Genomic DNA, 25832 nt, shown 5'->3' with positions numbered 1-25832 from the left:
TAGAACTATTAAGAGTAAATTAGCTTAATTAAAGAACAATAAAATGGATGCAAAAATTGGAATAACCACCGAAAACAGGCAAGCTGTTTCAGAGCAATTAGCTAAATTGCTAGCCGATGAATATGTTTTGTACACTAAAACCCGTAACGCTCATTGGAATGTGGAGGGCGCTGATTTCTTAGCAAAACATAAATTTTTCGAAGATCAATATAATCAGTTAGATGAATTTATCGATAGCGTTGCAGAACGTATTCGTAAAATCGGTCATTATGCACCAGCTACCTTAAAAAACTTTTTGGCTTTAACTCATTTAACCGAATACAGCGAAAGACATAACGACAGTTTAGGTTACATTAAAGATTTATTAGCCGACCACGAAACAATTATCGAATACATTAGAGGAAACATTAATCCAATTGCTAACGATTATGGCGATGCTGGCACCAGCGATTTTATTACTGGCTTAATGGAAACTCATGAAGAAATGGCCTGGTTTTTAAGAGCTCATTTAAAATAAAATATAAATTTATTTTTTTTGAATGCCAATAGGATTAATTCTTATTGGCGTTTTTCGTTTATCTTTGTGCCAATCAATGGCAAATTTTATTCTTATCGGTTTATGTATTCTGGCTGGAATTCTTTTTAGAAAAAGTAAAACCTTACCAAAAGATGCACATAAAGGAATTAACGCCTGGATTATTTACATCGCTTTACCTGCTGTTTCGTTTAAATATTTGCCGCATATTACTTGGACGAAAGATTTACTTTTCCCTGCTTTGGCGCCAGTTTGTATTTGGATTTTGGGTTGGTTGTTTATAACCTTTTATGCCAAATTTACTAAAGTAGGTAAGGCTACTTCTGGTGGGTTAAAATTAGTAAGCTCATTAAGTAATACATCATTTATTGGTTTCCCATTAATTATTGCTTATTTCAGTGAAAAAGAACTGGCAATCGCCATAATTTGCGATCAAATAACCTTTACGCTTTTATCAACAATTGGTATAATTGTAGCCATTCGATCCTCGCAACAACAAAAATTAAGCGCTAAACTGGTTTTGAAAAAAGTATTAACCTTTCCGCCGCTTATTGGCTGCATTTTAGCTTTAATTATTCCGCATTACATAAATGTTTCTGCTTTAGATATTTTATTTGATAAACTAGCTGGAACAGTTGGGCCATTAGCTTTGTTCTCCATTGGCTTGCAATTAAAATTTGGCGGCTGGTATAGCGAGTTAAAACACATTAGTTTTGCCCTACTTTACAAACTTATTTTAGCGCCAGCTGCGGTTTTAACAATTGCTGTGCTTTTGGGTTTGAATGGAATGATTGCCAAAATAACCATATTTGAAATGGCAATGCCAACACTATTAACCGCTGGTGTGGTTGCCGATCAATATAATCTGAATCCAAAAGTTTCAAACCTGGTCGTTGGTTTAGGGATTTTATTATCCTTTATTACAACTGGCTTATGGTGGCTGGTTTTAACTTATTCAGGCTTATTTTAATAAAAAAACGAATCTAATTAACTTCAGAAAATGAACGTTTTTTTGCACCTTGGCGGTCTGCAGCCCTGCTAACATTTCAAGTCCTCGCTACGCTGCGGGCTTTCCATTTATATCAGGTTTATTTACAAAGGCATCTGCACGGAAACCAACCCAAGTACCACTGTTTTTAATGCATAGCCCCGACAAAAGCGGAAATACTTTTGGTAGCATTTACATTTAATAATTACAAATCCTTAACCAAAAGATTGTAGCAGTGGCGGGAACAAGGTTGCCTAAAAGCGATGAAACTTGCGCTTCAAATCAAATTCTTCTTAACACTCAGGCAAACTAATAGGGATATTGGTCGCTAAACCACCATCAGATGTTTCTTTATATTTTGCATTCATATCCAAGGCCGTTTCCCACATGGTGTTAACAACGGCATCTAAACTTACTTTAGCCTTATCAGGGTTACTTTGCAACGCAAGCTGACTTGCTGTAATGGCTTTAATGGCACCCATCGTATTTCTTTCAATACAAGGAATTTGAACCAGCCCGCCAATTGGATCGCAGGTTAAGCCTAAATGATGTTCCATGGCAATTTCTGCGGCCATCAAAACCTGACGCTGGGAACCGCCTAAACACTCGGTTAGTGCAGCAGCCGCCATTGCCGATGATACGCCAATTTCTGCCTGGCAGCCTCCCATTGCGGCAGAAATAGTTGCGCCTTTTTTGAAAATACTGCCAATTTCTGATGCGCAGGTAATAAACTGAATAATTTTTTCTTCCGTATAACCGTCGCAAAAGGTAATAAAATATTGCAAAACTGCAGGAATTACGCCTGCTGCTCCGTTTGTTGGCGCAGTAACCACACGCCCGAACGAAGCATTTTCTTCGTTAACCGCGAGTGCAAAACAACTTACCCAATCTAAAGTATAATTAAAGCCATTGCCGCCTTTTTTAATGGCTTCTACCCACGAATTGTAATCGGTGTATTCGCTTTTTCCAATTAAGCGTTTATTTAAAGGAAATGCTCTTCTTGCAACGTCCAGTCCGCCTGGCAGAAAACCTGTAGTGTGGCAACCGCGAAAAATACAATCTCTCATTACCGCAAAATGCTGTAGAATGCCAGCTTTTGTAACCGATTCTGGTCGCCATGCAAGCTCGTTTTCCATTACAATTTCACTTACTTTTAAGCCAGTTGATAAACACCAATGTAAAAGATCCTTCGCTTTTTCGACTGGAAATGGCAAATCAACCTGTGCTTTTTGGCTGTTATCTTCTCCTTCTTTTACAACAAAGCCGCCACCAATTGAGTAATAGGTTTCGGAAAAGGCTTTAGCGTTATTTAAAAAAGCTTGAAACGTAACTGCATTTGGATGGAAAGGAAGGCTTTCGGCAAATAAGAAAAGCAAATCATTGTGGTAGTCGAAATCGATGATTAAGTTACCTGCGAGGTTTAGTTTTTTGTCGTTTTGAATTCGCTCAAATGTAGGCGTTACTGCATCTACATCAAAAGTTACAGGATCTGCACCAGTTAAACCTAATAAAATAGCAACATCAGTTCCGTGGCCTTTACCTGTTTTAGCAAGCGAGCCATAAAGCAATATTTTAACCATTTCTACATCTTCTAAAAAATTATGCTCTTTTAGCGATGCAGTAAACTGCTGCGCAGCCCGCCAAGGCCCAAGTGTATGTGAGCTTGATGGACCAATGCCGATTTTAAAAATATCGAAGACAGAAATTTGTTCTTTTATCATGAATTTAGTTAGTTACAGACTACCAATTTAGGGATCAATCCGTTACACAAAGCTATAATAGTTTTATCATAAATTACGATGAAGTGGAAGCAAATATTTATAATACTGCAATCCAATTTTGTTTAATTCTTATTAGATTTGAATTATGCAATTACGCCTCATCTTGTTATTTAGTTTTCTTATTACCTTAAGTGTTCGTGCTCAAAAGGCTCAAAATGTTTACTTTCTTAAAAATAATGGCGATCGGGTATTAATCAAGGAGCAAGCAGATATTATTAGAATAATTGAAGAACCTGATTCGGGAGATACACGTTTTAAGCTATACGAGTTTTATAATAACAGCAAAAGAAAAACTTTAGGTCATTTAATTTCTTTTGAGCCGACATTAATTTATGATGGAGTGGTGATGGGTTTCGACTCTTTAGGAAAGAGAACGGAAACGGTTAACTATAAGAATGGTGCACCATTTGGCTTAGCTACTTATTTTTATCCTAACGGAAAGATTAAAAGGAAAACGGAGTATATCCCAACTAACTCTTCGGCAAACCAAATGATTGGGCTAAATTCTTCTTTAACAAGCTTTTTATTTAAAACTAATTCAAAAATAATATTCGATTCGGATTCATCTGGAACTATTAATATTGAAAATGGGAAAGGACATTTAAAGGAAATAAATAAATATAAAGAATTTGAAATTGTTGAGGAGGGAGATTACCTTGACGGGATGAAAACGGGTGTATGGACTGGTTATGATACCCAAATTGGTTATACATTTAAAGAAAACTATGAGGTTAACAAGCTAGTTTCTGGCGAAAGTGTTAAGGATGGAAAAACCTATCCATATATTGCGAGTATGCAGCCGCCTGAATATAAGGGTGGGCAAAAAGCATGGAATAATTTTATCGCTTCAACCACAAAATATCCTGCTGACGCACTTCGTAACGGTATAAGAGGAACAGTTAAAACAAGTTTTGTTGTAGATAAAACTGGTAACATTGTAGATATTGTTATCGAAAGATCTGTAGAATCATCATTAGATGAAGAGGCGAAAAGAGTATTGCGGTACTCGTCGAGATGGGAACCAGGGAAACAAAGAGGCATTCCAGTTAGAGTTAAATATACTCAGAGTTTTAATTTTGCTTTTTAATTTTAAATGATCGTTGAGGAAGATGATTTTTTAAATCAATAGAGATAACTTGTTCATCCTAAAAATCAAACTCTATAATTTCATTATCCTTTAACATTCGCTCTACAAATTTTTTATGATTTTTAGGTGTTCCTGTAGCAACCCAGTTTCCAGTAATTATATTATTTACTACCTGATGTTTGCCACGCTGCGGTTTAAGTTTGTTTTCTTTGAAAATCTCTTCATAACTGTCTAAATCTCTATTTTCGTGTTGCTTTTTAACAATCCGATAAACCCTTTTGGTAAATCGCTGATCGCCGATTTCTTCAAGAAACGGAAAAATAATTAAAGCTAAAAGTACAACTCCGGTAACTCCAATAGCTTGTTCGTAATATCCAGAACCAACTGCCATTCCAATTGCAGCAACAATCCAAATGATGCAGGCTGTTGTTAAACCTTTAACACGATTTTCTTCTTTAAAGATTACCCCCGCACCGAGAAAGCCTATTCCAGTAACAATGTTTGAAGCGATTCTATCGTGGCTTGTTACGCCTATTTTAATAGATAGAATGGTAAACAATGTAGAGCCTAAACCAATCATCATCATGGTTTTTAACCCCGCCGATTTACTTCTGTATTCTCGTTCGGCACCGATTAAACCACAAAGTAATGTTGCAAGTAAAAATTTATTGATCTCACTTTGTGTTATAAAATGTTGGTTTTCTATAATTTCGTTCATTATCTTACCTTAATAAAGGCAAATTAGTAAAAATCGTAACATCTTAGGCCATTTGCACGACCGTAATTTGTACTGTTCGGCCAATACTTTTCATAACCCAATCCAATTTCTGATGTGCCGCTTGTATTGGTGTAATTTAATTTTGATGTTGTAGCATCGTGGCTAATGCCGACTCTGAACTTTTCTCCATTAGTTCTTCTGTTGAAAATATCGAATATCACCGAAAAAACAATGGCATCATTTCCCTGGCTGCCACCATCGTTTCGATACCAAATACCTGCATTGATACCTGCATATTTAAACTGCGTTCCAAAGCTAAAAGACATTACATTTTGTTGTTTGTAAGCAACAATTGAAGGTATTAAATAGGTTCCATCTATATCGTATTGATCGGGAATAAGTGCTAATTTATAACTCATATTTCCCGAAATGCGCATTGGGAGTTTAGTTTGGTAGCCTGCTAAAGATTCATCTGGGCGATTAAGATGATGCAGCCCGAGCCCAAGCATAAAGTTTTTATATACAACGTTTCCACCAGCAGCAGCGTCAAAATAAAAGCGACTATCTACGTTTGGTCTTTCAGCTCCAGAAATACCCCCAGGAATTACTCCATTAACAATGTCAATCTGATCGCCAAAAACGAGTTTATCCCAATTTAATTTTTGATTGGTTATTCCGCCTTGCAAACCAAAGGAAAGTGTAAAATCATCTCCACCAATAATGTATGAATAACTTAAAGCAATATTGTTTTTTTGCAGATAAGCTGTGCCTTCGCTACTCCTGTTAAAAATTAAGCCAACGCCACTATTTAGTTTCTGCAAGTTTAAATCGGCAGAGGCACTTAGGTAAGAAAAATCGCCCGAAAGGCCTGTCCATTGATTTCTATATAAGGCATTTATACGGATGTCGCCTTCAAACTGTCCTGTTAAAGCAGGATTAAGATAAATTGGAGCATTGTAGAACTGTGAATAAATATGATCCTGTGCCATACTTATTATGGGCAAAATCAGCAATAATAAAACAAATTTAATCCCGCTCCTCATTATCTTATTAAATATATGTTTCCAGTTTTTCTTGGCGCAGATGCATCATAAGTCATCCCTTTCCATTCAGTTCCATTAATAAATTTCACTTCGATTTTCCAGATGTAAACACCCTGTGGCTGTTCTTGCCCTTTAAATGTTCCATCCCAACCCTCTAGAGGAGCACCATCATCTAGTTTGGTGGTTTCCCATAAGGCCTGCCCCCATTTGTTAAAAACTGTCATTTTCCAACTCTCAATTCCTGTTCCTTTAGCTTTAAAAGTGCGGAGCTCATTTTTAGCGCTTGCTGGCATAAATGAATTTGGAAGGTTTAAATAACCAGGAACACCTAAAATTCTTACAATTTGAGATGATACTGCACTACAACCTTCTTTGTTTAATACCTTTAGCGTTACACTGTATTCGCCAATGTTGTTATAAGTGTGGTTAGGGTTTTGTTGTGTAGATTTAGAACCATCGCCAAAATCCCATTCCCAACTAATTGCACCATTCGAACTCGCATCTTTAAAATTAAATGCGAAATTTGGAATGGATAGCGTATTGCCTGGAAGTACTGTAAAAATAGATTGCGGTGGCGCTACTAAATTTATATAATTTGGAATTACCGAGGTATTGGTACAACCCTGAATGTTTTTTGCGGTTAATGATACGGTATAGTTTGTAAAATTTCCTGTAAATGTATGTTGAGGTTCAAACTCATTCGAAGTTGTTCCGTCTCCAAAATCCCACAGGTAACTCACCGCATTTTTGCTGTTGTTTTTAAATTTAATTATCGAGCCATTACATCCAACGGTTTTATCAGATGTAAACCCTACAATTGGTTGTTCTAAAACAACAATGGTTTCGGTTGTATATGTACTCGAGCAATCGTTTTCTGCATAAAGCGTAACTAAATATTGCCCTGGTTTTGCAAAAGTATGCGCTATCATTTCGGGGGCAGAATTTGTTATAGCAGAACTACCGTCGCCAAAATCATAATAAAACCGACTTGCTCCTTTTGTATTGTTATAAAAATTAACTTGTAATGGTGCGCAGCCTTTAAGTTCTGAACCATTTACTACAAGCTCTGGAATGATATCGTTCGGGGAAACCCTTATAGAATACTGCGATTCATTTTCACCACAATCGTTTTTGGCAGTCATTTTAACAACGTAATCTTTAACGGCTATTGTTGTGTAAGTATGTGTGATGCTATTTTTATCAGTGGTTGTTACAAGAGGTGTTCCATCGCCAAAATCGTATGTAAAACTAGTATAGTTACCTGGAGAAGTATTACTAAAGGTAGCGGTAAATGGCGAACAGCCTGATGTTTTATTTGGTGAAAAGGCAGATATTGGCGCTGCTTTTACCAATACTGTTGAGGTTTTACTGAGTGTACCGCAAGCTGTAGATACATCTAGTTTTATGGTATATGTTACATCTTTCCCCGATGGATCAGGTTGGTAGGTAACTGTTGGTGGGGTTGCTAAATTTGAAGTCGTCCCATTTCCGAAATCCCAATTAAATGTTGCTGCTGTTAATGAGCTTGATGTATTTACAACAGTTACAGGTAAAGGTCCGCAACCTACGTTTTTATCTTGGGTGAAGTTAGGCGTTACACTTTCATATGTAGAAAAGGTATGGCTTATTTCGTCTGTTCCACAACCAGCTCCGCTACTAACAACCAGCTTAATAATCACATTTGTATTACCTTTTAGAATAGTATAACCAGGAAAATTTGCCGTTGTACCGATTTGTATATTATCGGCATACCAGGTAAATGTGCTATTTCGGCCTGGATAGAGTCCTGCCGTAATATTCGCGGGTGTAAGTGCAAAAGGAGCACAACTTTTATCACTTAAAAAGTTAATTTCAGCTTTCGCTGGCTGGTTAACAGTTATGGTAACTGTATTGCTTATGTTTTGAGAACCACCAGAACAAGCTCCGCTTGAAACCAGACGACGATAATATACCGTTGCTGTAGGTTGTGGTGGTGAATAATTTATGCTTGTTTCTCCATTAATATTGGCCCATGTTGTACCATTAAGACTCGATTGCCATTGATAAACGAAAGTTCCATCAGCACCAATTGGGGGTGTTCCTATTATTGGTGCTACAGTGGCACCGTTACAGATTGATTGATCTGCAGAAATTCTATTATTTGTTATTGCAGGTAAAGAATTTATAATTACAGGGTTGCTTTCTGATGTACATATTCCGCTTGTGACTATTCGTCTAAAATATGAGTTAGTTGTAACTGTAACATTCAAATTTTGAGAAGTTCCCCCTGTTAATACATTTACCCAGGCAACTCCGTCGATACTAGTTTGCCATTGATTCTGATAAAATCCTGTTCCACCAGTTGGTGTAGAACCAGATATCGTAATACTTTGACCCGAACAAACATTTACATTTGTTGCACTAATAGAGTTAGTAATTGCAGTCGGATAAGTAATTGTAACCTCATCATAACTATCTTGACAAGTTCCTCCGGTAACACTCCACTTAAAAACATAAGAGTTACCTGCTGCAATACCAGACACAGATGTATTATATTGTGTTGGAACCGCTATCGTTACAGCAGGACCGGAAACTTGAGTCCAAATACCCGATACATCATTATTTGCTTGTAGAATTGTTTTGTTTCCACTGCAAATGCTTAACTGATCAGGGCCTGCATCAGCACCTTGAACAATAACAGTTTGCGGTGCAGAAACAACTGTTCCACATGCTCCACTTGAAATGCTTAAGGTTACAGTATAGGTTCCTGCCGTGGTAAAATTAAAGATTGGATCTTTACTAATAGCACTTGTACCGCCTGTAAACGAAACTGCAGGCGTAACCGTCCATAAATAAGTAGTCGGTGTGGCGCAGATATTATCAATTTCTGAAATATTTGAAGGCGCTAAAGTATTTGGCGCACAAACCGTAGTTGATGGTAAAGTAAAAATAGGTTTCGGTGGATCTTGAATACATATTTCTTTTTCAACAGGATCGGCATCACAGGCTCCTGAACTTTTTGATGTCAAACGAATGATATGCTTACCTTTAGTTAAGAACTTGTAAATAAATCTAAAACTTCTTAATTGGTTAGCCTCAATTAAAACATCATCTACATACCAGCTATAAGTTACATCATTTGGTTTACAACCAGGCGCTGTGGTACTTGGGTCTTCGCCTAAAATGGATGTATTAGTAAAAGCAATATCAGTATTGGTACAACCTGGAGTGTCAAAATTGAAAGAGTTTATAGGCTTAACAACAACTTTAGCGTATGCCAAAAGCGGAGTACCCAAGGTTCCGCAAAAATTATTCGAAACGCTAATAGATACATTGAATGCGTTATACACGTTTCCTGAAGGAGTTACCGAATTTCTTCCACAAGAAGAACTTGTGTAATTATGGGAAACACCACCTGCTTTTTGAATGTCGCAAAAATTATAACTTGTTGATGTACCATCGCCCCAATTAATAGTATAAACATCACCAGGAAAATTATTTAAAATTCCAGATTGAGTTAAGTCTACATTGAACTGAAAATTTGCAAGTGGAAGACAAACAGGGTTGTTTGTTCGGGTTGCAAATGCAGTAACTGTGGGATTATTAATTAGTAAATATGCTTTTGTCCCAATTGTTCCATTGGCTCCTACAGCTTTAACAAATACTGTGTAATGCGTTTGCTGTGCAAAAAATGCCTTTGGCGCGCTTAGGTCTAAAACTGTAGACGCATTTCCTAATTCATCCTTTATTGTAGCAGTTACACTATTCGCTGCCAACGAATTATTAGTGAAGAAAAATTCGTTGTTATCCTTACTTGTGCAGGTTCCAAAAGTTTCTTGATGAAGTGGTGTTGCTTTTAAAGTTGTAGAATTAACTGACGCAAAAACAGGAGTTCCTGCTTTAACTTCGAACGTTCCAGATTCACTACTGATATCTCCTGTTGAACTTGCAACAACTCTTACTTTATATCCAGTCCCGTCAGGTGTACCTAGAGGTATAATTCCATTAACATAGGTTGTGTAGAACCCATTATAAGTACCAATTGGAGTTGTTGATACAAAATTTCCATTCAGATCGGAAAGAAATAATCGGAAAATATTGTTGGTCGGAATGCAGGAAGCATTTCCGATTTTAAAAGGCGCAGCAATGGTACTACCTGGTGTATAAGGTCCAGCATCCACAGCTCCAATAGTTAATTGGGCATGGGCTTGTAAAGCAAGAAGTAATAAGGTTGAAAAAATAGCAACTCTATGCGAAATTTTTCTGCACCTGGTTTTCATAAATCTTAACAATAGGGAGTTTGGCTAACAGAAGAAGATTTGCAAAGAAATAAAAACCCGCAATTAGCGACAAAGCCGAAAGGACAATAAAACGTTAATTTATTTGGTAAATATTTATTCGATATTCTTTTCTTCTAATTCATTCCTAAACTACATAAAGTCAATGTTCATATCTAAAATTTTACACGAAAGCGGTTTGTGTTCAATTCTGAGTGTAAGAGAAACCACGTTTTTTATATTTTGTAAACAAAAAAAATCCCCCAAAACTTTAGTTTTGAGGGACTTAATTTTACACGTAAATTTTATGAGCTTGATGATTACATCATACCACCCATACCACCGCCACCCATTGGAGGATGAGCGCCAGCACCAGCTTCTTCTGGTTCATCAGCTAAAACAACTTCAGTTGTTAATAACATTGCTGCAATAGATGCTGCATTTTCTAATGCCACACGAGAAACTTTAGTTGGGTCGATAACACCAGCACCAATTAAGTTTTCGTAAACATTAGTACGAGCATTGTAACCGAAATCTGCAGTTCCTTCTTTAACTTTTTGTACTACGATAGAACCTTCAATACCTGCGTTTTCGCAAATTTGACGTAATGGCTCCTCAATAGCACGACGAATGATTTGAATACCTGTATTCTCATCTTCGTTAACACCTTTAAGATCGGCTAAAGCTTCAACCGCACGGATGAAAGCAACACCACCACCAGCAACAATACCTTCTTCTACAGCTGCACGAGTTGCATGTAAAGCATCATCAACACGGTCTTTTTTCTCTTTCATTTCAACTTCCGAAGCTGCACCAACGTAAAGAACTGCAACACCGCCAGCTAATTTAGCTAAACGCTCTTGTAATTTTTCTTTATCGTAATCAGATGTAGTAGTGTCGATTTGAGCTTTGATTTGGCTAACACGAGATTTAATATCTTCTGAATTACCAGCACCGTTAATTACAGTTGTATTATCTTTATCAACCACAACTTTTTCAGCAGAACCTAAGTAAGTTAAATCAGCATTTTCTAATTTATAACCTCTTTCTTCTGATACAACGATACCGCCAGTTAAGATTGCGATATCTTCTAACATTGCTTTTCTTCTATCACCAAAACCCGGAGCTTTAACAGCAACAACTTTTAACGAACCACGAATTTTGTTAACTACTAAAGTAGCTAGAGCCTCACCATCTAAATCTTCAGAAATGATAACCAATGGTTTACCAGTTTGAACAGTTTTTTCTAAAACTGGCAACAACTCTTTCATGTTGCTGATTTTTTTATCGTAAATTAAAATGTAAGGATTTTCTAATTCCGCTTCCATTTTATCTGCATTGGTAACAAAGTATGGAGATAAATAACCTCTGTCAAACTGCATACCTTCAACTGTTTTAACTTCAGTTTCAGTACCTTTTGCTTCTTCAACAGTAATTACACCATCTTTACCAACTTTGCTCATTGCTTCAGCAATTAACGAACCGATAACCTCGTCGTTGTTAGCAGAGATCGATGCAACTTGTTTAATTTTGTTGTTATCCTCACCAACCGTTTGCGATTGCTCTTTTAAATTAGCAACAACTGCAGCAACAGCTTTATCAATACCACGTTTTAAATCCATTGGGTTTGCACCTGCAGCAACGTTTTTAATACCTGTAGTAATAATCGCTTGAGCTAAAACAGTAGCCGTTGTAGTTCCATCACCAGCTATATCAGCTGTTTTTGAAGCCACTTCTTTAACCATTTGAGCGCCCATGTTTTCAACCGCATCTTTCAATTCGATTTCTTTAGCAACCGTAACACCATCTTTAGTAATTGCTGGAGAACCGAATTTTTTATCGATAATCACATTACGACCCTTAGGACCTAAAGTTACTTTTACTGCGTTAGCTAAGATATCAACACCACGTTTCAGGGCGTCACGTGCTTCCACGTTATATTTTACTTGTTTTGACATTTTGATTTAAGATTTTTGAATTATGATTTACGATTTTTAAATCGCGTCATCTTATAAATTTAACTTTCTACTTATAATTATCCTACAACTGCGTAGATATCAGTTTCACGCATAATTAGGTAATCTTTACCTTCGTAAGGGAATTCGGTACCACCGTATTTACCATAAATAACAACATCGCCAACTTTTACGCTTGCTTTTTTACCGTCAGCATCCTCTTCAGAAACGGAAACTACAGTTCCTTTAGATGGTTTTTCTTTCGCAGTATCAGGGATATACAAACCCGATGCAGTTTTTTCTTCTGCCGCAGCCGGTTCAACAATAACTCTGTTCGAACTGCCAGCAATTGGTTTAAGGTTTAACGCCATAACTTTTATTATTTTTTATTTTGATTTTAAGTTTTTTAACTAGCATACAATTAACACTTTTTATGCCAATTAGCATTCAGGGACAAATTTACACCCGTACTGTCAAATTTATAAACAAATGCAGAATATCATAAAATTTTGGGTGCCAGCTTGGCAGAGGATACCAAATAAAATAGCCATTAATTGAGATTTGAAAAGATACTTCAGTAGTTCTTCGGTTTAAATAGCCCCGCTTTTTACTCCAAGTCCTCGCTACGCTTTGGGCTTTACGTTGCAATCGGGTTTAACTAGCGAAGCTTGTACTGCTATTTAAGTTCTATCCATTAAAACGTTTAAAAACAAAAAAGCTTTCCCTTTTTAGAGGAAAGCTTTTAAATGTTTTGTTAGTATTAAATTATTTCTTTGTTGTATCTACAGTTGGAGCAGGTTTTGCAGGAGCTGCATTATTTGTTGCACCGCCACCAAGTGGAGAAGGCGAAGGCAATTTATTTAAACGATCCTGAATTTCGGTATTACCCGTAGCTGCTGCACCACCACCAGATTTAGCGATAGTTGTAATAGATAAAGTTAATACAACAATAAGTGCCAACAAAAACCACGATCCTTTTTCTAAAACATCGCCAGTACGTTGCACACCAAACATATTGCTGGTACCACCACCTGTTGCTAAACCACCACCTTTAGGGTTTTGTACTAATACAAATAAGCCTAAAGCAACACAAGCAACAATTAATAAAATAATTAAAAAGGTTATCATGATTAAAATATATTTTTAAAATTTCTTTTCTATAGATTGAATAAGGTCGGCAAAGTAACCACTTTTTTCTGGATATTTCAAACTTAATTTTTTATAAGTATCTATCGCTTTGTGATAAAGCATTTGTTCGATGTAAATTTTGGCTAATGTTTCCGAAACAAGGTCGTAATGGTCTTCAGCACTCTTCTTCGCCTTGTTCTCATTATCTATTTGCTCTGGTTTGGGTGGTTTTATTGTTGGGTCTTCTTTTAAAAACTTCTCAATAATCTCAGCACCCTTTACATCTTTTACATCTGCCGATGGGTATTCGGCCAAATGATCAGCAACCTCGAAAGGTGTTTGTATATGGAAAATATGCTCTACATACTGCTGCTGGAACTCTGCCCTTTCCTGGTTTTTTGCCTGAGGTTGTTTGGCAAGCCCTGGTTTAGGCTGCGCATACGGTTGAAAAATTTGCTCGTGCTCTTTACGTGTTTTTGCCAGCCACCATAAAAAGGTATAAGGTAACTGGTCATCATCATATTTAGAAACGTAGCTATTTTCAGGTTCATCTGGAATAACAGTTTCTATTTCAGGAGCAGCAACAATAAGGTCGGTACTTAACTTTTGCTCGAAGGCAAAAAAATCAGTTGCGGCAACGCTTTCAATATAGTTGTTATCTTCAACAGGCAAATCCATTAAATGGTTATCAATACCTGGTAAATTATTAGGCGTTTCTATATTTACTGCCTGAGTAATTTTATGTGTTGTATCTTCCGAAATTTCGCCTATTTCATCAAAAATTTCTTGTTCATCAGCGGTGCTTTCTGCATCAATTTCTTCAAATTCTACTTGGGCAATCTCACTAACCTCTGTTTCTTCGGTAAAGTTGTTGTTTAGTATACTTTGTAAAATATTTCCATTACTATAAAGCGCCGCTTTAGGAATAAATGCTGAATCGGCTTTTGCCAAAAGTAAATGGATAGGTTGTGCGTAAGGAAATTGCTTTAACATTTCCTGCAACATGGGTATATGCTCTTGCCCAACCTTGCCAGGTTGTGCCATTAAATTTGCAAGTAGCTTTTTGTTGTCCATATCGAGGTTTGCTGCTAAGATAAATAATGCAGTCGGTTTTTAAAACAGTTTAAACTACCACTGTGCGAAAGCACGGTTAAAAATATCTTCGGTTAATTGCTTATTAATGTTTTCAATCGCCACTGGTTGAAGCGACTGAATTGAAGCGCCATTTAAAGGAAAATCGTAAAAACGTGAAAAACTTTCTTCGAAGCTTTCTTTCTCGTGGCCTTTTATATTGTTAATATATTTAACAGAAACTGTAATGGTTAAACGGTTGTTTGATGCTGTCGGTCTGGCGCTCGAGGTTAAAGCAACTGGCCTGATGTCATACCCTGTAATCCGTCCTTCAAAAATTGCATCTCCATCATTTGGTGTAATGCTTAGGCTGGTTTGGCTACGGATACGAGATTTTAATGCTTCGGTAAATTGCTGACTTAAAGTTGGGATTACCAATTGTGCGCTGTTCTCAAAAAAGCGAACCGTTACCGTTTTTAAACCCTCAGTTGTTGCTCCGCTAAAGGTGTAAGCGCAAGAACTTAAGGCTGCAATAATCAGAAAGCCAAATATTTTAATCTTCATAGATTTGATCGATTGCGTTTTTATAAACTTAATTCTTTAATCTTTCGGTAGAGTGTCCGTTCAGATATGCCTAATTCTTGTGCAGCAAACTTACGCTTACCTTTATGTTTTTTAAGTGCTTTTTTAATTAAGTCTGATTCTTTATCAACCAACGATAACGATTCTTCAACTTCTTCCGCATCGTGTGCAAAATTGTAATCAGAATTATTGTTGTTGTTATTGGCTGTTGGTTGCTGAATGGTAAAGCCATGTTCTTGGCCTGCAGGTAACTCAACATCTCTGTACAATTGATTAATATATTGCGGATTGTCGGCTAAAACAGTTGCCGTATTGCCACCATGCTGGATAATTTCTGCAACCAGTTTCTTAAGTTCTACCATATCCTTTTTCATATCGAAAAGCACTTTATACAAAATATCTCTTTCTGTAAAGTCTTCTTTCGATTGAGCATTTATCGCCATTGGCAAGTTACTGCCAGCTTCGTTCGGGATGTAATTTAAAATGGCCTGACCAGTTACATTTCTATCTTTTTCTAAAACACAGATTTGCTCTGCAATATTTTTCAACTGACGAACATTACCTGGCCAGCTGTAATTCGTTAAAATCTGAACGGCATCAGGTTCTAAATTTAACCCAGGACTACGGTATTTGTCGCTAAAATCGGCAGAGAATTTTCTGAACAGTAAATAAATATCTTCTTTACGCTCGTGCAAAGCAGGAATACGCAATGGAACTGTATTTAATCTATAATATAAATCCTCGCGAAATTTTCCGTTTTTTACACGGTTATAAACATCAACATTAGTTGCTGCAATAATACGAACATCTGTTTTTTGAACTTTTGATGAACCTACACGAAGATATTCTCCACTTTCTAAAATTCTTAATAAACGAGCCTGTGTCCCTAACGGAAGCTCCGCAACTTCATCTAAAAAAATAGTTCCACCATTAGCCACTTCGAAATAACCTTTACGAGCTTCATGTGCGCCAGTAAATGAGCCTTTTTCATGTCCGAAAAGTTCAGAGTCAATTGTTCCTTCGGGAATGGCGCCGCAGTTTACAGCTATAAAAGCACCGTGTTTGCGGGCACTCATTTGATGGATAATTTGAGAAAAAACCTCTTTACCACTTCCACTTTCGCCAGTAATTAAAACCGACATATCGGTAGGCGCAACCTGACTTGCAATATCTATAGCACGATTAAGTAAAGGCGAGTTGCCAATGATACCGAAACGCTGTTTAATATTTTGTGTATCCATTTATTAGTATCAAGTATTTAGTATCAAGACCCCAGTAATCAGATATCAAAACTTGGAAGTATTTTCCAAAGTGTGAAACTTAACCTTTAGTCTTTCAACTTTATTAAACTATTTTTCCAATCAGCGTAGCCGAAGTACATTTTTCGATCAGTACGTTTGCATATTCGCCAGGTTTAACGCCTTCAATCGCTGGGAAAATCGCCATTGCGCCACTATCACCCCGTCCGCAATAATCCTTATCCGATTTTTTAGATGTTCCTTCTATTAAAACACGAACGGTTTTGCCTACCCATTCTTGTAAACGCAATAAAGAGTGTGCTTGTTGTTTGGCTAAAATTTCAGCCAAACGACGTTTTTTAACTTCTTCAGGAATATCATCTTCTAACTTACGAGCAGCTAAAGTTCCTGGTCTTTCTGAGTAAGTGAAATTGTAAGCAAAATCATATTTAACATAATCTAACATACTTAAAGTATCTTGATGCTCTTCTTCAGTTTCAGTACAAAAACCTGCTATAATATCGGTAGAAATTGCGCAACCTGGAATAATATTTTTAATTGCATCGATACGATTAATGTACCACTCACGAGTATAAGTACGGTTCATTAATTCTAATACACGTGTATTTCCCGATTGAACTGGCAAGTGTATGTAATTGCAAATGTTATCGTATTTAGCGATAGTATGTAAAACCTCATCCGTAATATCTTTAGGATGAGAGGTTGAAAAACGAACTCTTAAATCGGGGTTCACTAAAGCGGTTTGCTCTAATAATTGCGCAAAGTTTATCGTTTCTGTTCCATCTTCTGATGTCCAGGTGTACGAATCTACATTTTGCCCTAAAAGGGTAACCTCGCGATAACCTGCTTCGAATAATCCTTTTGCTTCTTCTACAATCGAATGTGCATCACGGCTACGTTCGCGACCGCGGGTAAAAGGAACTACACAGAACGAACACATATTATTGCACCCACGGGTAATGGAAATAAATGCAGTTATTCCATTGCTATTTAAACGAACTGGGCTAATATCTGCATAAGTTTCTTCACGAGATAAAAGCACGTTTACAGCTTTATGCCCGCTTTCTACTTGCTCAATCAGGTTAGGTAAATCGCGATAAGCATCTGGTCCAACAACTACATCAACCAAACGTTCTTCTTCTAAAAATTTAGATTTTAAACGCTCTGCCATACAACCTAAAACCCCAACAATTAATTTAGGATTACGGCGCTTTTCTACACCAAATTGCGAAAGACGATTCCGTACTCTTGTTTCTGCATTTTCACGAATAGAACAAGTATTAATAAAAATCACATCAGCTTGATGATAATCTCCAGTAGTTTCAAATCCTGTTTCTGAAAGAATAGAGGCTACAATTTCGCTATCGGCGAAGTTCATTGCGCAACCATAACTTTCTATGTATAATTTACGTGCATCAGCTTTTACTGGTGTATCTAAAATTAAAGCTTCACCTTGCTTTGCTTCATCATGCGTTTTATCCTGTACTTGTAAATCAATCATTGTTTAAAAACATTTTGGGATTGCAAAAATACATAAATAAAATTAAAAGTGACAATTTGACATATTTAGTTTGCTTGTTTACAAAACGATTATTTTTAATAACTAGTAGCATCGTATTCTTCTATATTAGTAATCGTACCAAATAAAAAATAATCAAAAAGGATTTTCAAATATTGCTTTAGCCTATTTAATCAAGCTTAATTTCAACCACGGGTTTCGATAGGGTAAATTTCTGCAGCAAAAAATATTTCCATCCAATCGGATTTAAAACCATCAATCAAATTTCAGGTATTCAAATCTTAATCATATTCTCCTATGTTAATGCAACCATTTGTAGAAAATGCAATTTTGCATGGTATTAATCCAAACCGAAAGCATGGCTTTATTATAATTGATTTCGACATTAAAAATGAATCCTCATTGTTAAAATTAAAGATAATGCAGATGGTATATCTACTGTTGCAAAATCGTCCTCTCACCAATTGTTATCAACTAAAATTAGTAAAGAACGATTATCATATATAGTGAAAGAAAGTGGTTTAAATGCGGGTATCGACATTAAAAACGATGAGAAAATTGGAACGATTGTTACCATTACGATCCCAATAAGATCTGGAGAATACATAAACAAAAAGCAGTTATATTTTAGCAAATAATGGTTCAATTACCGCAAATAATAATTTAGGTAAATACAACCTGCAATTAATTGTATTTTACGGAGGTAAAAATCTAATAGGTATGCAGAATGTAGTTATCAAATTTCAAAATCCTTTTAACGAATTTGAACAATCAATTATTTACAGTAACAAAGAGCAAGCCTTGAAAGCTTTTTTAGATGTGAACTGGGAACAATTAAATATCGATATTTACGAAAAGCATGACGATGTAATACACGATTACTATTTTTTTGAATTGAGTTACACCGATTTTTCTAACCAGAAAAACATTTTAAATATTGGTGGTGCGTACACGCATGGCGAAAATTTAGATCTTAATGGTGTGCAGTTTGATATTCGCTACACTCGCCCAATTGAGAAAACCAGCAAAGGCTTTTTTGGGCTTGGTGAGTCAACAACAAAAACGGTTTCTAGCGAAATCTGGATGGAAGAATGCAATAAACCATTTGTAGTAAAATGCCTTAAAGCTTTTTTAAGTCAAGATTCGCTATTCCTGGAAACTGAAATCATTAACAACGGTGTATCAAGTTTTTAACTTAATAGTTCTAAAAAAATACTTTCGGGAAATTATGGAACAAAACACTGCAGAGATAAGCAAGCTTGATAAATGCTTTGATTTAAAGGCGAATTAAATTGATAATCCAACACATCGATAAAAATAAAGAGCTGTGAGAATATCAAAAAAAATACATCGGATAATGAAAAATGATATAAATATTCGCGAGTAATAAACCAAAGTCAGCAAATAATAAATGGCAAATTTTGATGAAGAAACACTAACTAATTTGCTGCATAAATCACATCGAATAATGAATAAAAATTTAAAATTCTATTTTACAGCGACTCTTGTTCTTGTTTCTACATTAATTTTTGCCCAACTACCGGAAGAAATTAAATGGAAACATTTGCAGAAAAACTACAATGCCGATAGCAGTGAATTGGTACTTAGTTTAAACAATAAGTTATTGGATGGCAAGTATAAAATACCTTTCGATGAAGGAGGTTTTGCACTTTATAATATTAAAAAAGGAATAATAACTGGCGAAGCTTTTTGGTATTCGCAAGGCGGAACAATAGAATGCAAGCTTTACTATAAAAAAGGTGTTCGTAATGGTTTAAAAGAAAATTATGATAACCAAGGCAAAGTTTGGTTACATCAGGAATATAAAGATGGCAAGAAAAACGGTGTTAGTGAAATGTATAGCGGTGGCAAATTGGTTAATAAATCCGTTTACAAAGCCGATAAAAAAAATGGTTTATCGCAAACATTTTCTGGCGATAAAGTAATTACCGAAGCTTATTACGAAAATGATTTAAAAAACGGAACATCCAAAAGTTACGGTTTAGATGGAGAGCTAGCGGTAGAAATCGGTTATAAAAATGATAAGCGAGATGGTGTTTATCGTGTTTACAGCAATGGGCAAATCATGACAGAAACTAATTATCAAAACGATTTGCAGCATGGCTTATCCACTACTTACGCATTGGGTAAAAAAAATATGGATGCAGAGTTTGTAAACGGCAAACGTCATGGTATTGCGCACATGTATAAAGCAGATGGCACAACACTTTTTACGCATTATTACCTCAATGGAGAAAAAGTAACCGAAGCAATTTATAATCAATCACAAAAGAAATAATAGTTATCAAAATGAAAAGTATATATCCAGCTTTAATTCTTTCCTTCATCACACTCTTCTTGTTTTCTTGTGGCCCAACCATATCTAGTAAAGATGAACAAGCTTTTAAAACTTCAAAAGCTAAAATGGAAGAAAAATTAGATAACCCAGAAAAGGAAAACTTAGAAAAAGCTTTGCGTGTAATTGTGTTAAAAGCGATGAAAGAGAAATGGAATTTTCCAGAAAAATATAAAGAGAAATCTTTCGATAAAATTTCGATGGAAATGATTGATGGCAAAAGTTATAGCGCAATCATCAGCTTTGCTGAAGAATTTTTAGCAGCTGATCGGGATGAGAAAATTGCCAACAAAACAGCGGAAATAGATAGTTTAGAAAAAGATAAACTGAAGGCGGCTAAAATAACTCAGCAGATAGATGCTTTTAAATTAACTAAAATCTCCATTAGCGAAGACCAATTTTTCTCTGATGATCCCAAATCACCTTTTCTGGATTTAACTTTTAAAAATACTTCTAAAGAAGATATAATTGGAGAGTATATGATCAACATTGAAGTTTACTCTAAAAAAACTGGTGAAAAACTAGCAGCACAAGGCAGTGGAGGTACCTGGAATGATGATTTTGCACTGAAACCCAATGAAAGTTATGATTATCATCAACCGGTATTTAATGAGGCGGTTCAGCATTCTACCTTATGGAAAACAGCAAAATATCCAATCACCGATTTTTCGCCTTACGATTTAGTAATTAAAGCTTACGCCACTAAAATAACTACTAAAAAAGGTGGAGCCATTGAAAGCCCAAAGGCAGACGCCGCTTATTTTGATGCTGAAATTAAAAAGCTGAACGAAGAAATCAAGGGACTTAAAGAAACAAAAGCAACTTTAGATAAATTGGAATTGACGGATAAAAACAGATAGATGCAGTACGTTTTATAGTGAATATCAAGTTTTAGCAGATAATTACTATTACGGCGGAAAAATCCTCCCAGAGGGGATGATTAGAAGAACGATAGATGTAAGGTTTGAAACAGAAAAATCTCCGCTAAAAATAAATATGATTTGGCCAATACATCAGCACATGAAGGGCCAAACCAACCACCAGGTACCACAAATAAAAAAGGAAGTTAACCAAGTTTTAAGCAAGACGATAATGATGTTTAATGCATGTAAAATCAAAGAGCTTATGGGAAAATACAATATCTCTGATTTAGATTTATATCAAATGAAATTAACACGGGCGAAGTAAAATGATAGCATTAATTATCACATTCTTTATCATTTGCCCCATAGTTGGATACTTTTTTTACAAACAAATAAGGGTTAATATAAAACCTGCAACAATAGTTGGAGAGTTTATTTTTATTGGTCTTTTTATACTAACTATGGGCTTGTTTGGTTTAATTTGGTTGCTCAATGGCGATTGTTATTACACTGCAATAGACCCTGTAGATGGTGGATATACACCGTTTGCATTCCAACATTTACCAACTTTGATTGTGTTTTTTGCCCTCGCGGTTTTTGGATTAATTAAACTTTGGTATAAAGGAAGAGTATTACCGCCGTTGTTATTCTCACTCTGTGTTATGTTTGTCATGATCGGCATACCAATAAGTGCGGCGGTTATTCTACAAACCAGTACCAATACAGAGCAAAGTGGCGGAGCATTTTTTTTTGCATTGTTGCCTTTCTTTTACGTCGTTACTAGCATTATCGTATTATTAAAGGTTGTTAATGCGGAAGCAGATGTCGCAAGTACAAAAATCTATCGCAACAAATATCTAAATCTGTTAAACCAAAAATTAGCCAAAACCGAAAAGCAACCACTATTGATTTTGGTCATGATCTTGCCTGTTTTCGCAATTATTGTGGCTATTTTAATGATATTTGGACAAGATGCTAACTCGATAAACAAAGTTTTTACAGAAACCACAACTTGGACGTTTTCACAAAAAACACACCCTCCATTTTTAGATCATGAAGGTCATTATTTATGCACTGTCGCCGTTTGCGGAACACCAGATATTGTAAAACCTTTACGCCTAGGCAAAAGACATGGGCACGAAATTATTGTGAACAGACAATTGTTAATCGCCAATGCTTTCGAAGAATTAATACAGGAGAATGTACCTACCTTACACAAAGTGATTAGAGGTTTTTACGATAAATACGGCTATCCACTATCGAAGAAAATTACAACGACAAGAGCCTCAAACGCAGTTTATCTATTAATGAAACCTTTAGAATATTTGTTTTTAATGGTGTTGTACTTGTGTAGCACCAAACCCGAAGAAAAAATTAACAAACAATATGCAATCTAAGATAAATGTTGTTTCCCCGCTGCTATCTATGGATTTCAAAAGCTGATTATTTAAATAAAAAGACAATATGCTATGAAAAAAATGCTTGTTATGCTATTAATAACATTTTCTTTTTTTGAGATAAAAGCTCAAGAGGCGAAAATTATATCAATTATAAATTTTACTGGCTCAATTGATAAATATCCTATAGAAATGAGATTGGAAATAAATCAAAAGAGTGATAGTGTAGCGGGCGAGTATTATTACAAGAAAAATGGTAATACACAAAAAATCATGCTCGAAGGCATGTTAAAAGACGGCGAATTAAACTTGCAAGAAAATACTTTTAATATTGCAAACCGTAAATATGAAACTACTGGGAATTTTAAATTGAATTACATTGATCAGATTTCTTTGAATGGAACTTGGCAAAAATCCGCTAAAAATACTTTGTATTTAACTGTTAAACTAGCCGCAAAAGAAAATTTAAAAGCATTTAATCCATCGAACTACGTTTTTCAATATGCCAGAAACCGAGCAAAGCTAGACTACATTCCAGCCGATGCGCAATATTATTTCGACTTAGTTTCGCTAAAGGTTTTCATTAACAAAAGCATGCGCTGGATTTTCACAGATTTTGAGGATGTTTATACTAAGGAAGCCGAAATTATACTAGAGGATTTGAATTTTGATGGTTACTTGGATTTTAAAGTTCCGATCTATTATCCTGGTTTAGCCAAAGGCGATTATTCTTATCGCTATTTCATCTATTATCCCGAAAAACGTGGTTTTATCCAAAACACACAGCTTAATGAAATGGGCGTCGTATTTTTTGATGCCGTTAGAAAAGAAGCTCAAACCATAGATGCAGATGGAAGTGGAAACGAAGGAACTAAATATTTTCGCTGGCAAAATGAGAAACTGTTTTTGATAAAGGAAGAAAGGGTTTACGAAAACGATATTTACACTCATATTACTTCATATAAAATCGAAAACGGTAAATCTGAACTGGTTAAAACCGAAAAGAAAAAGTAACAAAAAATAGTCATTCTTTCGGTTGTCCATCAATTCTTTTGATAGATAAAACTTATGCAGAAATTCCCATCAATTGCGATAACATGCATTAGGTGTAAATCAGGCGAGAAATTTTGGCAGATAATCTCCACGCTACTAATCTTCTTTGGAATTTTCGTCGTCATTATTGCCACGATCGGTTTTTTTACACGGTAATTTCAATATAATTCGAGGCTAATAATTAATATCTCTGTTAGAAAGAATGTACAGAACACTGTCAATTTTCTCAAACCGAGTAATTTGCATCAATATTTGCATTACTTTGAATAAAATTTCGCTACAATTTTTCTATGAAGCATAAAATTATTAAAACGATAAAATGGTTTTTTATCATTCTAAGTACGCTAATAGTATTACTTTTTTTGACTACCTATTTTTATTTGAAAAAGCCTTTATTTGGTAAAGCGGCAGAAGGTGCAAGATTAGAGCGCATGAAAAAATCACCACATTTTAAAGATGGTGTTTTTCAAAATATTAATAACACTCCAGCGGTAACCGAGGGTTACAGCACCCTGGGAATTATTGCCGATAAATTATTCACCAACTACCCAAGATTAACGCCAGTTGATAGTATTCCATCGCAAAAGGTAGATTTATTGAAACTACCAACAGATTCAAATGTGCTGGTTTGGTTTGGCCATTCCTCTTATTTTATTCAATTAGATGGAAAACGCATTTTGATTGATCCAGTTTTTAGTGGCAATGCTTCACCTATTCCAGGAACAGTTGTTGCATTTAAAGGAACAGATCGATACAAAGTAGAGGATTTACCAAACATCGATTATCTTATTCTTTCTCACGACCACTATGATCATGTTGACTATGAGACTTTAATTAAGCTCAGAGCCAAAACCCAAAAAGTAATTTGCGGTTTAGGTGTTGGTGCAGATTTTGAAGAATGGGGCTATAAACCCGAAAATATTTTAGAAAAGGATTGGAACGAAACCATTGATTTTGGCGGAGGATTTTTTATTCATACTACACCAGCAAGACATTTCTCGGGCCGAGGCTTTACCAGAAATAATACGCTATGGATGTCGTATGTATTACAAAGCCCAACAATGAAAATCTATATCGGTGGCGATAGTGGTTACGATACGCACTTTGCAGAAATAGGTAAAAAATTCGGTCCGATTGATTTGGCTGTACTCGAAGATGGTCAATACGATGTAAAATGGAAATACATTCACTTGCAGCCTGCCGAAGTTTTAAAAGCGGCAAAAGATTTAAACGCAAAGCGATTATTTCCCGTGCATTCTTCGAAATTTGTTTTAGCCAATCACCCCTGGGATGAACCTTTAACAAAAATTACAGCGTTAAACAAAACAACGAAAATTCCGCTAGTTACGCCCATTATTGGTGAGTTTGTTTATTTAAAAAACGACAAGCAAGTTTTTCGACAGTGGTGGGTGGGCGTTAAGTAAATTGTAAGCTAGCAAGTATGGCACTGAAAGCTATTTTTAAAGGATTATGATACGTGAAAACAAACACTTAGCAGCGCTAATAAGAGATAGAAAAACCTATCTAATCGTTGGTGTGGTTATTCTGTTAATGAGTTTATGCATCATTTTTCCATTCGAAAAACACGAAAGCAATTTCATTTCAGATTTCGTTTACACCTATATCTCCTTGGCCATTGCCCTATTGGTGCTTATGTATGGCTTGATGGGCAAGAATTTCTTTAAAGGTCTGCTGTTTTTAATTTTTAGCTCCATTTTTAGTTTCTGCGCCTGGATGTTGTTTTACCCTCTTGGCTTTCTTTCTACATTATTGGCCTTCTGGTTAGGAATTCCATCGGGCATAATTGCAGGTTTAATTTTCCTGATAGCCGATTATAAATTCATCAATGATGAAAATCGAGTAAAGCTTTTTTTAAAAAGAATGCTTCTTTTTTTATTGCTACTGGCGATTGTTTCCCTATCATTCCTTTATGGTAGCGACTTGATATCTTACATTTATGAAAAATTTAAATAGTTTTTTGCTCTCTCTTCCTTATAACTGAACAGTATTAATTGTTTAAAGATATTAAGTTTCTTGATTGATTAATGGTATTACTATGCATGAATGCATAGTAATAATTTGAATTAACCATCTACCTATCAGTATTTTAAATTACTTAAATGTTTCTTTTTCTTAAATTTTGATGGCTTTTTCAATAGATAAATAAGCCTTTTGGCACAGTGGTTGTAATTACGCTGTTACATTTAACTAAACAGATCGGTTGTCTACCACAGCAGATTT

At 35.7% G+C, this 25832-nt stretch carries 22 protein-coding genes; 11 read left to right on the top strand and 11 right to left on the bottom strand.

From position 1 onward, the window contains the following. Positions 1-43: 43 nt before the first annotated feature. Both ACZZZI_RS09065 and ACZZZI_RS09060 read left to right on the top strand, forming a co-directional pair. Entirely contained in the window at positions 44-517 is a 474-nt protein-coding gene (locus ACZZZI_RS09065) for a Dps family protein (RefSeq protein WP_316764229.1), read from the top strand. A 76-nt stretch (positions 518-593) separates the two neighbouring features. Beyond that, a complete protein-coding gene (locus tag ACZZZI_RS09060) occupies positions 594-1505 on the top strand; it encodes an AEC family transporter (RefSeq protein WP_424058227.1) in 912 nt (303 codons plus the stop codon). A gap of 311 nt (positions 1506-1816) precedes the next feature. On the opposite strand, the gene ACZZZI_RS09055 is transcribed toward ACZZZI_RS09060, so the two are convergent. Further along, the gene (locus ACZZZI_RS09055; protein WP_463489244.1) at positions 1817-3244 is read right to left on the bottom strand and encodes an L-serine ammonia-lyase; all 1428 of its coding nucleotides are present in this window, start codon (positions 3242-3244) and stop codon (positions 1817-1819) included. 145 nt (positions 3245-3389) lie between these two features. On the opposite strand from ACZZZI_RS09055, the gene ACZZZI_RS09050 reads away from it, so the two are divergent. Continuing rightward, complete coding sequence (locus ACZZZI_RS09050) at positions 3390-4391, top strand: TonB family protein (RefSeq protein ID WP_463489243.1); 1002 nt, start codon at positions 3390-3392, stop codon at positions 4389-4391. A gap of 58 nt (positions 4392-4449) precedes the next feature. Here ACZZZI_RS09050 and ACZZZI_RS09045 read toward each other — a convergent pair whose 3' ends face one another. The 10 genes from ACZZZI_RS09045 to miaB all read right to left on the bottom strand — a co-directional run bounded on the left by ACZZZI_RS09045 (position 4450) and on the right by miaB (position 17904). Beyond that, positions 4450-5109 carry an MgtC/SapB family protein gene (locus ACZZZI_RS09045; RefSeq protein ID WP_316764218.1) on the bottom strand — a complete coding sequence of 220 codons (660 nt, stop codon included), beginning with the start codon at positions 5107-5109 and terminating at the stop codon, positions 4450-4452. 23 nt (positions 5110-5132) lie between these two features. Next, entirely contained in the window at positions 5133-6152 is a 1020-nt protein-coding gene (locus tag ACZZZI_RS09040) for a PorP/SprF family type IX secretion system membrane protein (protein WP_424057539.1), read from the bottom strand. Continuing rightward, complete coding sequence (locus ACZZZI_RS09035) at positions 6152-10411, bottom strand: PKD domain-containing protein (protein WP_463489242.1); 4260 nt, start codon at positions 10409-10411, stop codon at positions 6152-6154. The genes ACZZZI_RS09040 and ACZZZI_RS09035 overlap by 1 nt, the downstream gene beginning before the upstream one ends. A gap of 317 nt (positions 10412-10728) precedes the next feature. Beyond that, on the bottom strand, positions 10729-12366 hold the full coding sequence (gene groL / locus ACZZZI_RS09030; RefSeq protein WP_316764211.1) for a chaperonin GroEL: 1638 nt from the start codon (positions 12364-12366) through the stop codon (positions 10729-10731). A gap of 77 nt (positions 12367-12443) precedes the next feature. After that, on the bottom strand, positions 12444-12734 hold the full coding sequence (locus tag ACZZZI_RS09025) for a co-chaperone GroES (protein WP_029281770.1): 291 nt from the start codon (positions 12732-12734) through the stop codon (positions 12444-12446). Between the two features lie 394 nt (positions 12735-13128). Then, on the bottom strand, positions 13129-13491 hold the full coding sequence (gene secG, locus ACZZZI_RS09020; protein ID WP_463489241.1) for a preprotein translocase subunit SecG: 363 nt from the start codon (positions 13489-13491) through the stop codon (positions 13129-13131). A 15-nt stretch (positions 13492-13506) separates the two neighbouring features. Beyond that, positions 13507-14565, bottom strand: a complete 1059-nt coding sequence (locus ACZZZI_RS09015) for a hypothetical protein (RefSeq protein ID WP_463489240.1) — start codon at positions 14563-14565, stop codon at positions 13507-13509. A gap of 54 nt (positions 14566-14619) precedes the next feature. Next, positions 14620-15126 (bottom strand): LptE family protein, encoded by a 507-nt coding sequence (locus ACZZZI_RS09010; RefSeq protein ID WP_316764194.1) that lies wholly within the window; start codon positions 15124-15126, stop codon positions 14620-14622. A gap of 20 nt (positions 15127-15146) precedes the next feature. Continuing rightward, positions 15147-16385 carry a sigma 54-interacting transcriptional regulator gene (locus ACZZZI_RS09005; protein ID WP_316764191.1) on the bottom strand — a complete coding sequence of 413 codons (1239 nt, stop codon included), beginning with the start codon at positions 16383-16385 and terminating at the stop codon, positions 15147-15149. Between the two features lie 103 nt (positions 16386-16488). Next, positions 16489-17904, bottom strand: a complete 1416-nt coding sequence (gene miaB / locus ACZZZI_RS09000) for a tRNA (N6-isopentenyl adenosine(37)-C2)-methylthiotransferase MiaB (protein WP_316764188.1) — start codon at positions 17902-17904, stop codon at positions 16489-16491. Between the two features lie 738 nt (positions 17905-18642). Between miaB and ACZZZI_RS08995 the strand changes: the two genes are divergently transcribed. From ACZZZI_RS08995 to ACZZZI_RS08960, 8 genes are all read left to right on the top strand, one after another. Beyond that, positions 18643-19116 (top strand): hypothetical protein, encoded by a 474-nt coding sequence (locus ACZZZI_RS08995; protein ID WP_463489239.1) that lies wholly within the window; start codon positions 18643-18645, stop codon positions 19114-19116. Between the two features lie 274 nt (positions 19117-19390). After that, positions 19391-20221 (top strand): toxin-antitoxin system YwqK family antitoxin, encoded by an 831-nt coding sequence (locus tag ACZZZI_RS08990; RefSeq protein ID WP_463489238.1) that lies wholly within the window; start codon positions 19391-19393, stop codon positions 20219-20221. Positions 20222-20232: 11 nt separating this feature from the next. Continuing rightward, a complete protein-coding gene (locus ACZZZI_RS08985; RefSeq protein WP_463489237.1) occupies positions 20233-21138 on the top strand; it encodes a hypothetical protein in 906 nt (301 codons plus the stop codon). Positions 21139-21214: 76 nt separating this feature from the next. After that, entirely contained in the window at positions 21215-21466 is a 252-nt protein-coding gene (locus ACZZZI_RS08980; protein ID WP_424059441.1) for a hypothetical protein, read from the top strand. Position 21467: 1 nt separating this feature from the next. Next, entirely contained in the window at positions 21468-22538 is a 1071-nt protein-coding gene (locus tag ACZZZI_RS08975; protein WP_463489236.1) for a DUF6688 domain-containing protein, read from the top strand. A gap of 72 nt (positions 22539-22610) precedes the next feature. Continuing rightward, positions 22611-23552 (top strand): DUF6705 family protein, encoded by a 942-nt coding sequence (locus ACZZZI_RS08970; protein WP_463489235.1) that lies wholly within the window; start codon positions 22611-22613, stop codon positions 23550-23552. 419 nt (positions 23553-23971) lie between these two features. Further along, the gene (locus ACZZZI_RS08965) at positions 23972-25015 is read left to right on the top strand and encodes an MBL fold metallo-hydrolase (protein ID WP_463489234.1); all 1044 of its coding nucleotides are present in this window, start codon (positions 23972-23974) and stop codon (positions 25013-25015) included. A 46-nt stretch (positions 25016-25061) separates the two neighbouring features. Beyond that, on the top strand, positions 25062-25565 hold the full coding sequence (locus ACZZZI_RS08960; protein WP_316764168.1) for a hypothetical protein: 504 nt from the start codon (positions 25062-25064) through the stop codon (positions 25563-25565). Positions 25566-25832 lie beyond the last annotated feature (267 nt).

Source organism: Pedobacter sp. AC190, assembly GCF_979258025.1.
This window is presented reverse-complemented; position numbering and strand designations above follow the sequence as displayed.

Coding starts and splice junctions, on each gene's coding strand:
- ACZZZI_RS09065 (WP_316764229.1), top strand. CDS start 44: ATGGATGCAAAAATTGGAATAACCACCGAAAACAGGCAAGCTGTTTCA.
- ACZZZI_RS09060 (WP_424058227.1), top strand. CDS start 594: ATGGCAAATTTTATTCTTATCGGTTTATGTATTCTGGCTGGAATTCTT.
- ACZZZI_RS09055 (WP_463489244.1), bottom strand. CDS start 3,244: ATGATAAAAGAACAAATTTCTGTCTTCGATATTTTTAAAATCGGCATT.
- ACZZZI_RS09050 (WP_463489243.1), top strand. CDS start 3,390: ATGCAATTACGCCTCATCTTGTTATTTAGTTTTCTTATTACCTTAAGT.
- ACZZZI_RS09045 (WP_316764218.1), bottom strand. CDS start 5,109: ATGAACGAAATTATAGAAAACCAACATTTTATAACACAAAGTGAGATC.
- ACZZZI_RS09040 (WP_424057539.1), bottom strand. CDS start 6,152: ATGAGGAGCGGGATTAAATTTGTTTTATTATTGCTGATTTTGCCCATA.
- ACZZZI_RS09035 (WP_463489242.1), bottom strand. CDS start 10,411: ATGAAAACCAGGTGCAGAAAAATTTCGCATAGAGTTGCTATTTTTTCA.
- groL (WP_316764211.1), bottom strand. CDS start 12,366: ATGTCAAAACAAGTAAAATATAACGTGGAAGCACGTGACGCCCTGAAA.
- ACZZZI_RS09025 (WP_029281770.1), bottom strand. CDS start 12,734: ATGGCGTTAAACCTTAAACCAATTGCTGGCAGTTCGAACAGAGTTATT.
- secG (WP_463489241.1), bottom strand. CDS start 13,491: ATGATAACCTTTTTAATTATTTTATTAATTGTTGCTTGTGTTGCTTTA.
- ACZZZI_RS09015 (WP_463489240.1), bottom strand. CDS start 14,565: ATGGACAACAAAAAGCTACTTGCAAATTTAATGGCACAACCTGGCAAG.
- ACZZZI_RS09010 (WP_316764194.1), bottom strand. CDS start 15,126: ATGAAGATTAAAATATTTGGCTTTCTGATTATTGCAGCCTTAAGTTCT.
- ACZZZI_RS09005 (WP_316764191.1), bottom strand. CDS start 16,385: ATGGATACACAAAATATTAAACAGCGTTTCGGTATCATTGGCAACTCG.
- miaB (WP_316764188.1), bottom strand. CDS start 17,904: ATGATTGATTTACAAGTACAGGATAAAACGCATGATGAAGCAAAGCAA.
- ACZZZI_RS08995 (WP_463489239.1), top strand. CDS start 18,643: ATGCAGAATGTAGTTATCAAATTTCAAAATCCTTTTAACGAATTTGAA.
- ACZZZI_RS08990 (WP_463489238.1), top strand. CDS start 19,391: ATGAATAAAAATTTAAAATTCTATTTTACAGCGACTCTTGTTCTTGTT.
- ACZZZI_RS08985 (WP_463489237.1), top strand. CDS start 20,233: ATGAAAAGTATATATCCAGCTTTAATTCTTTCCTTCATCACACTCTTC.
- ACZZZI_RS08980 (WP_424059441.1), top strand. CDS start 21,215: ATGATTAGAAGAACGATAGATGTAAGGTTTGAAACAGAAAAATCTCCG.
- ACZZZI_RS08975 (WP_463489236.1), top strand. CDS start 21,468: ATGATAGCATTAATTATCACATTCTTTATCATTTGCCCCATAGTTGGA.
- ACZZZI_RS08970 (WP_463489235.1), top strand. CDS start 22,611: ATGAAAAAAATGCTTGTTATGCTATTAATAACATTTTCTTTTTTTGAG.
- ACZZZI_RS08960 (WP_316764168.1), top strand. CDS start 25,062: ATGATACGTGAAAACAAACACTTAGCAGCGCTAATAAGAGATAGAAAA.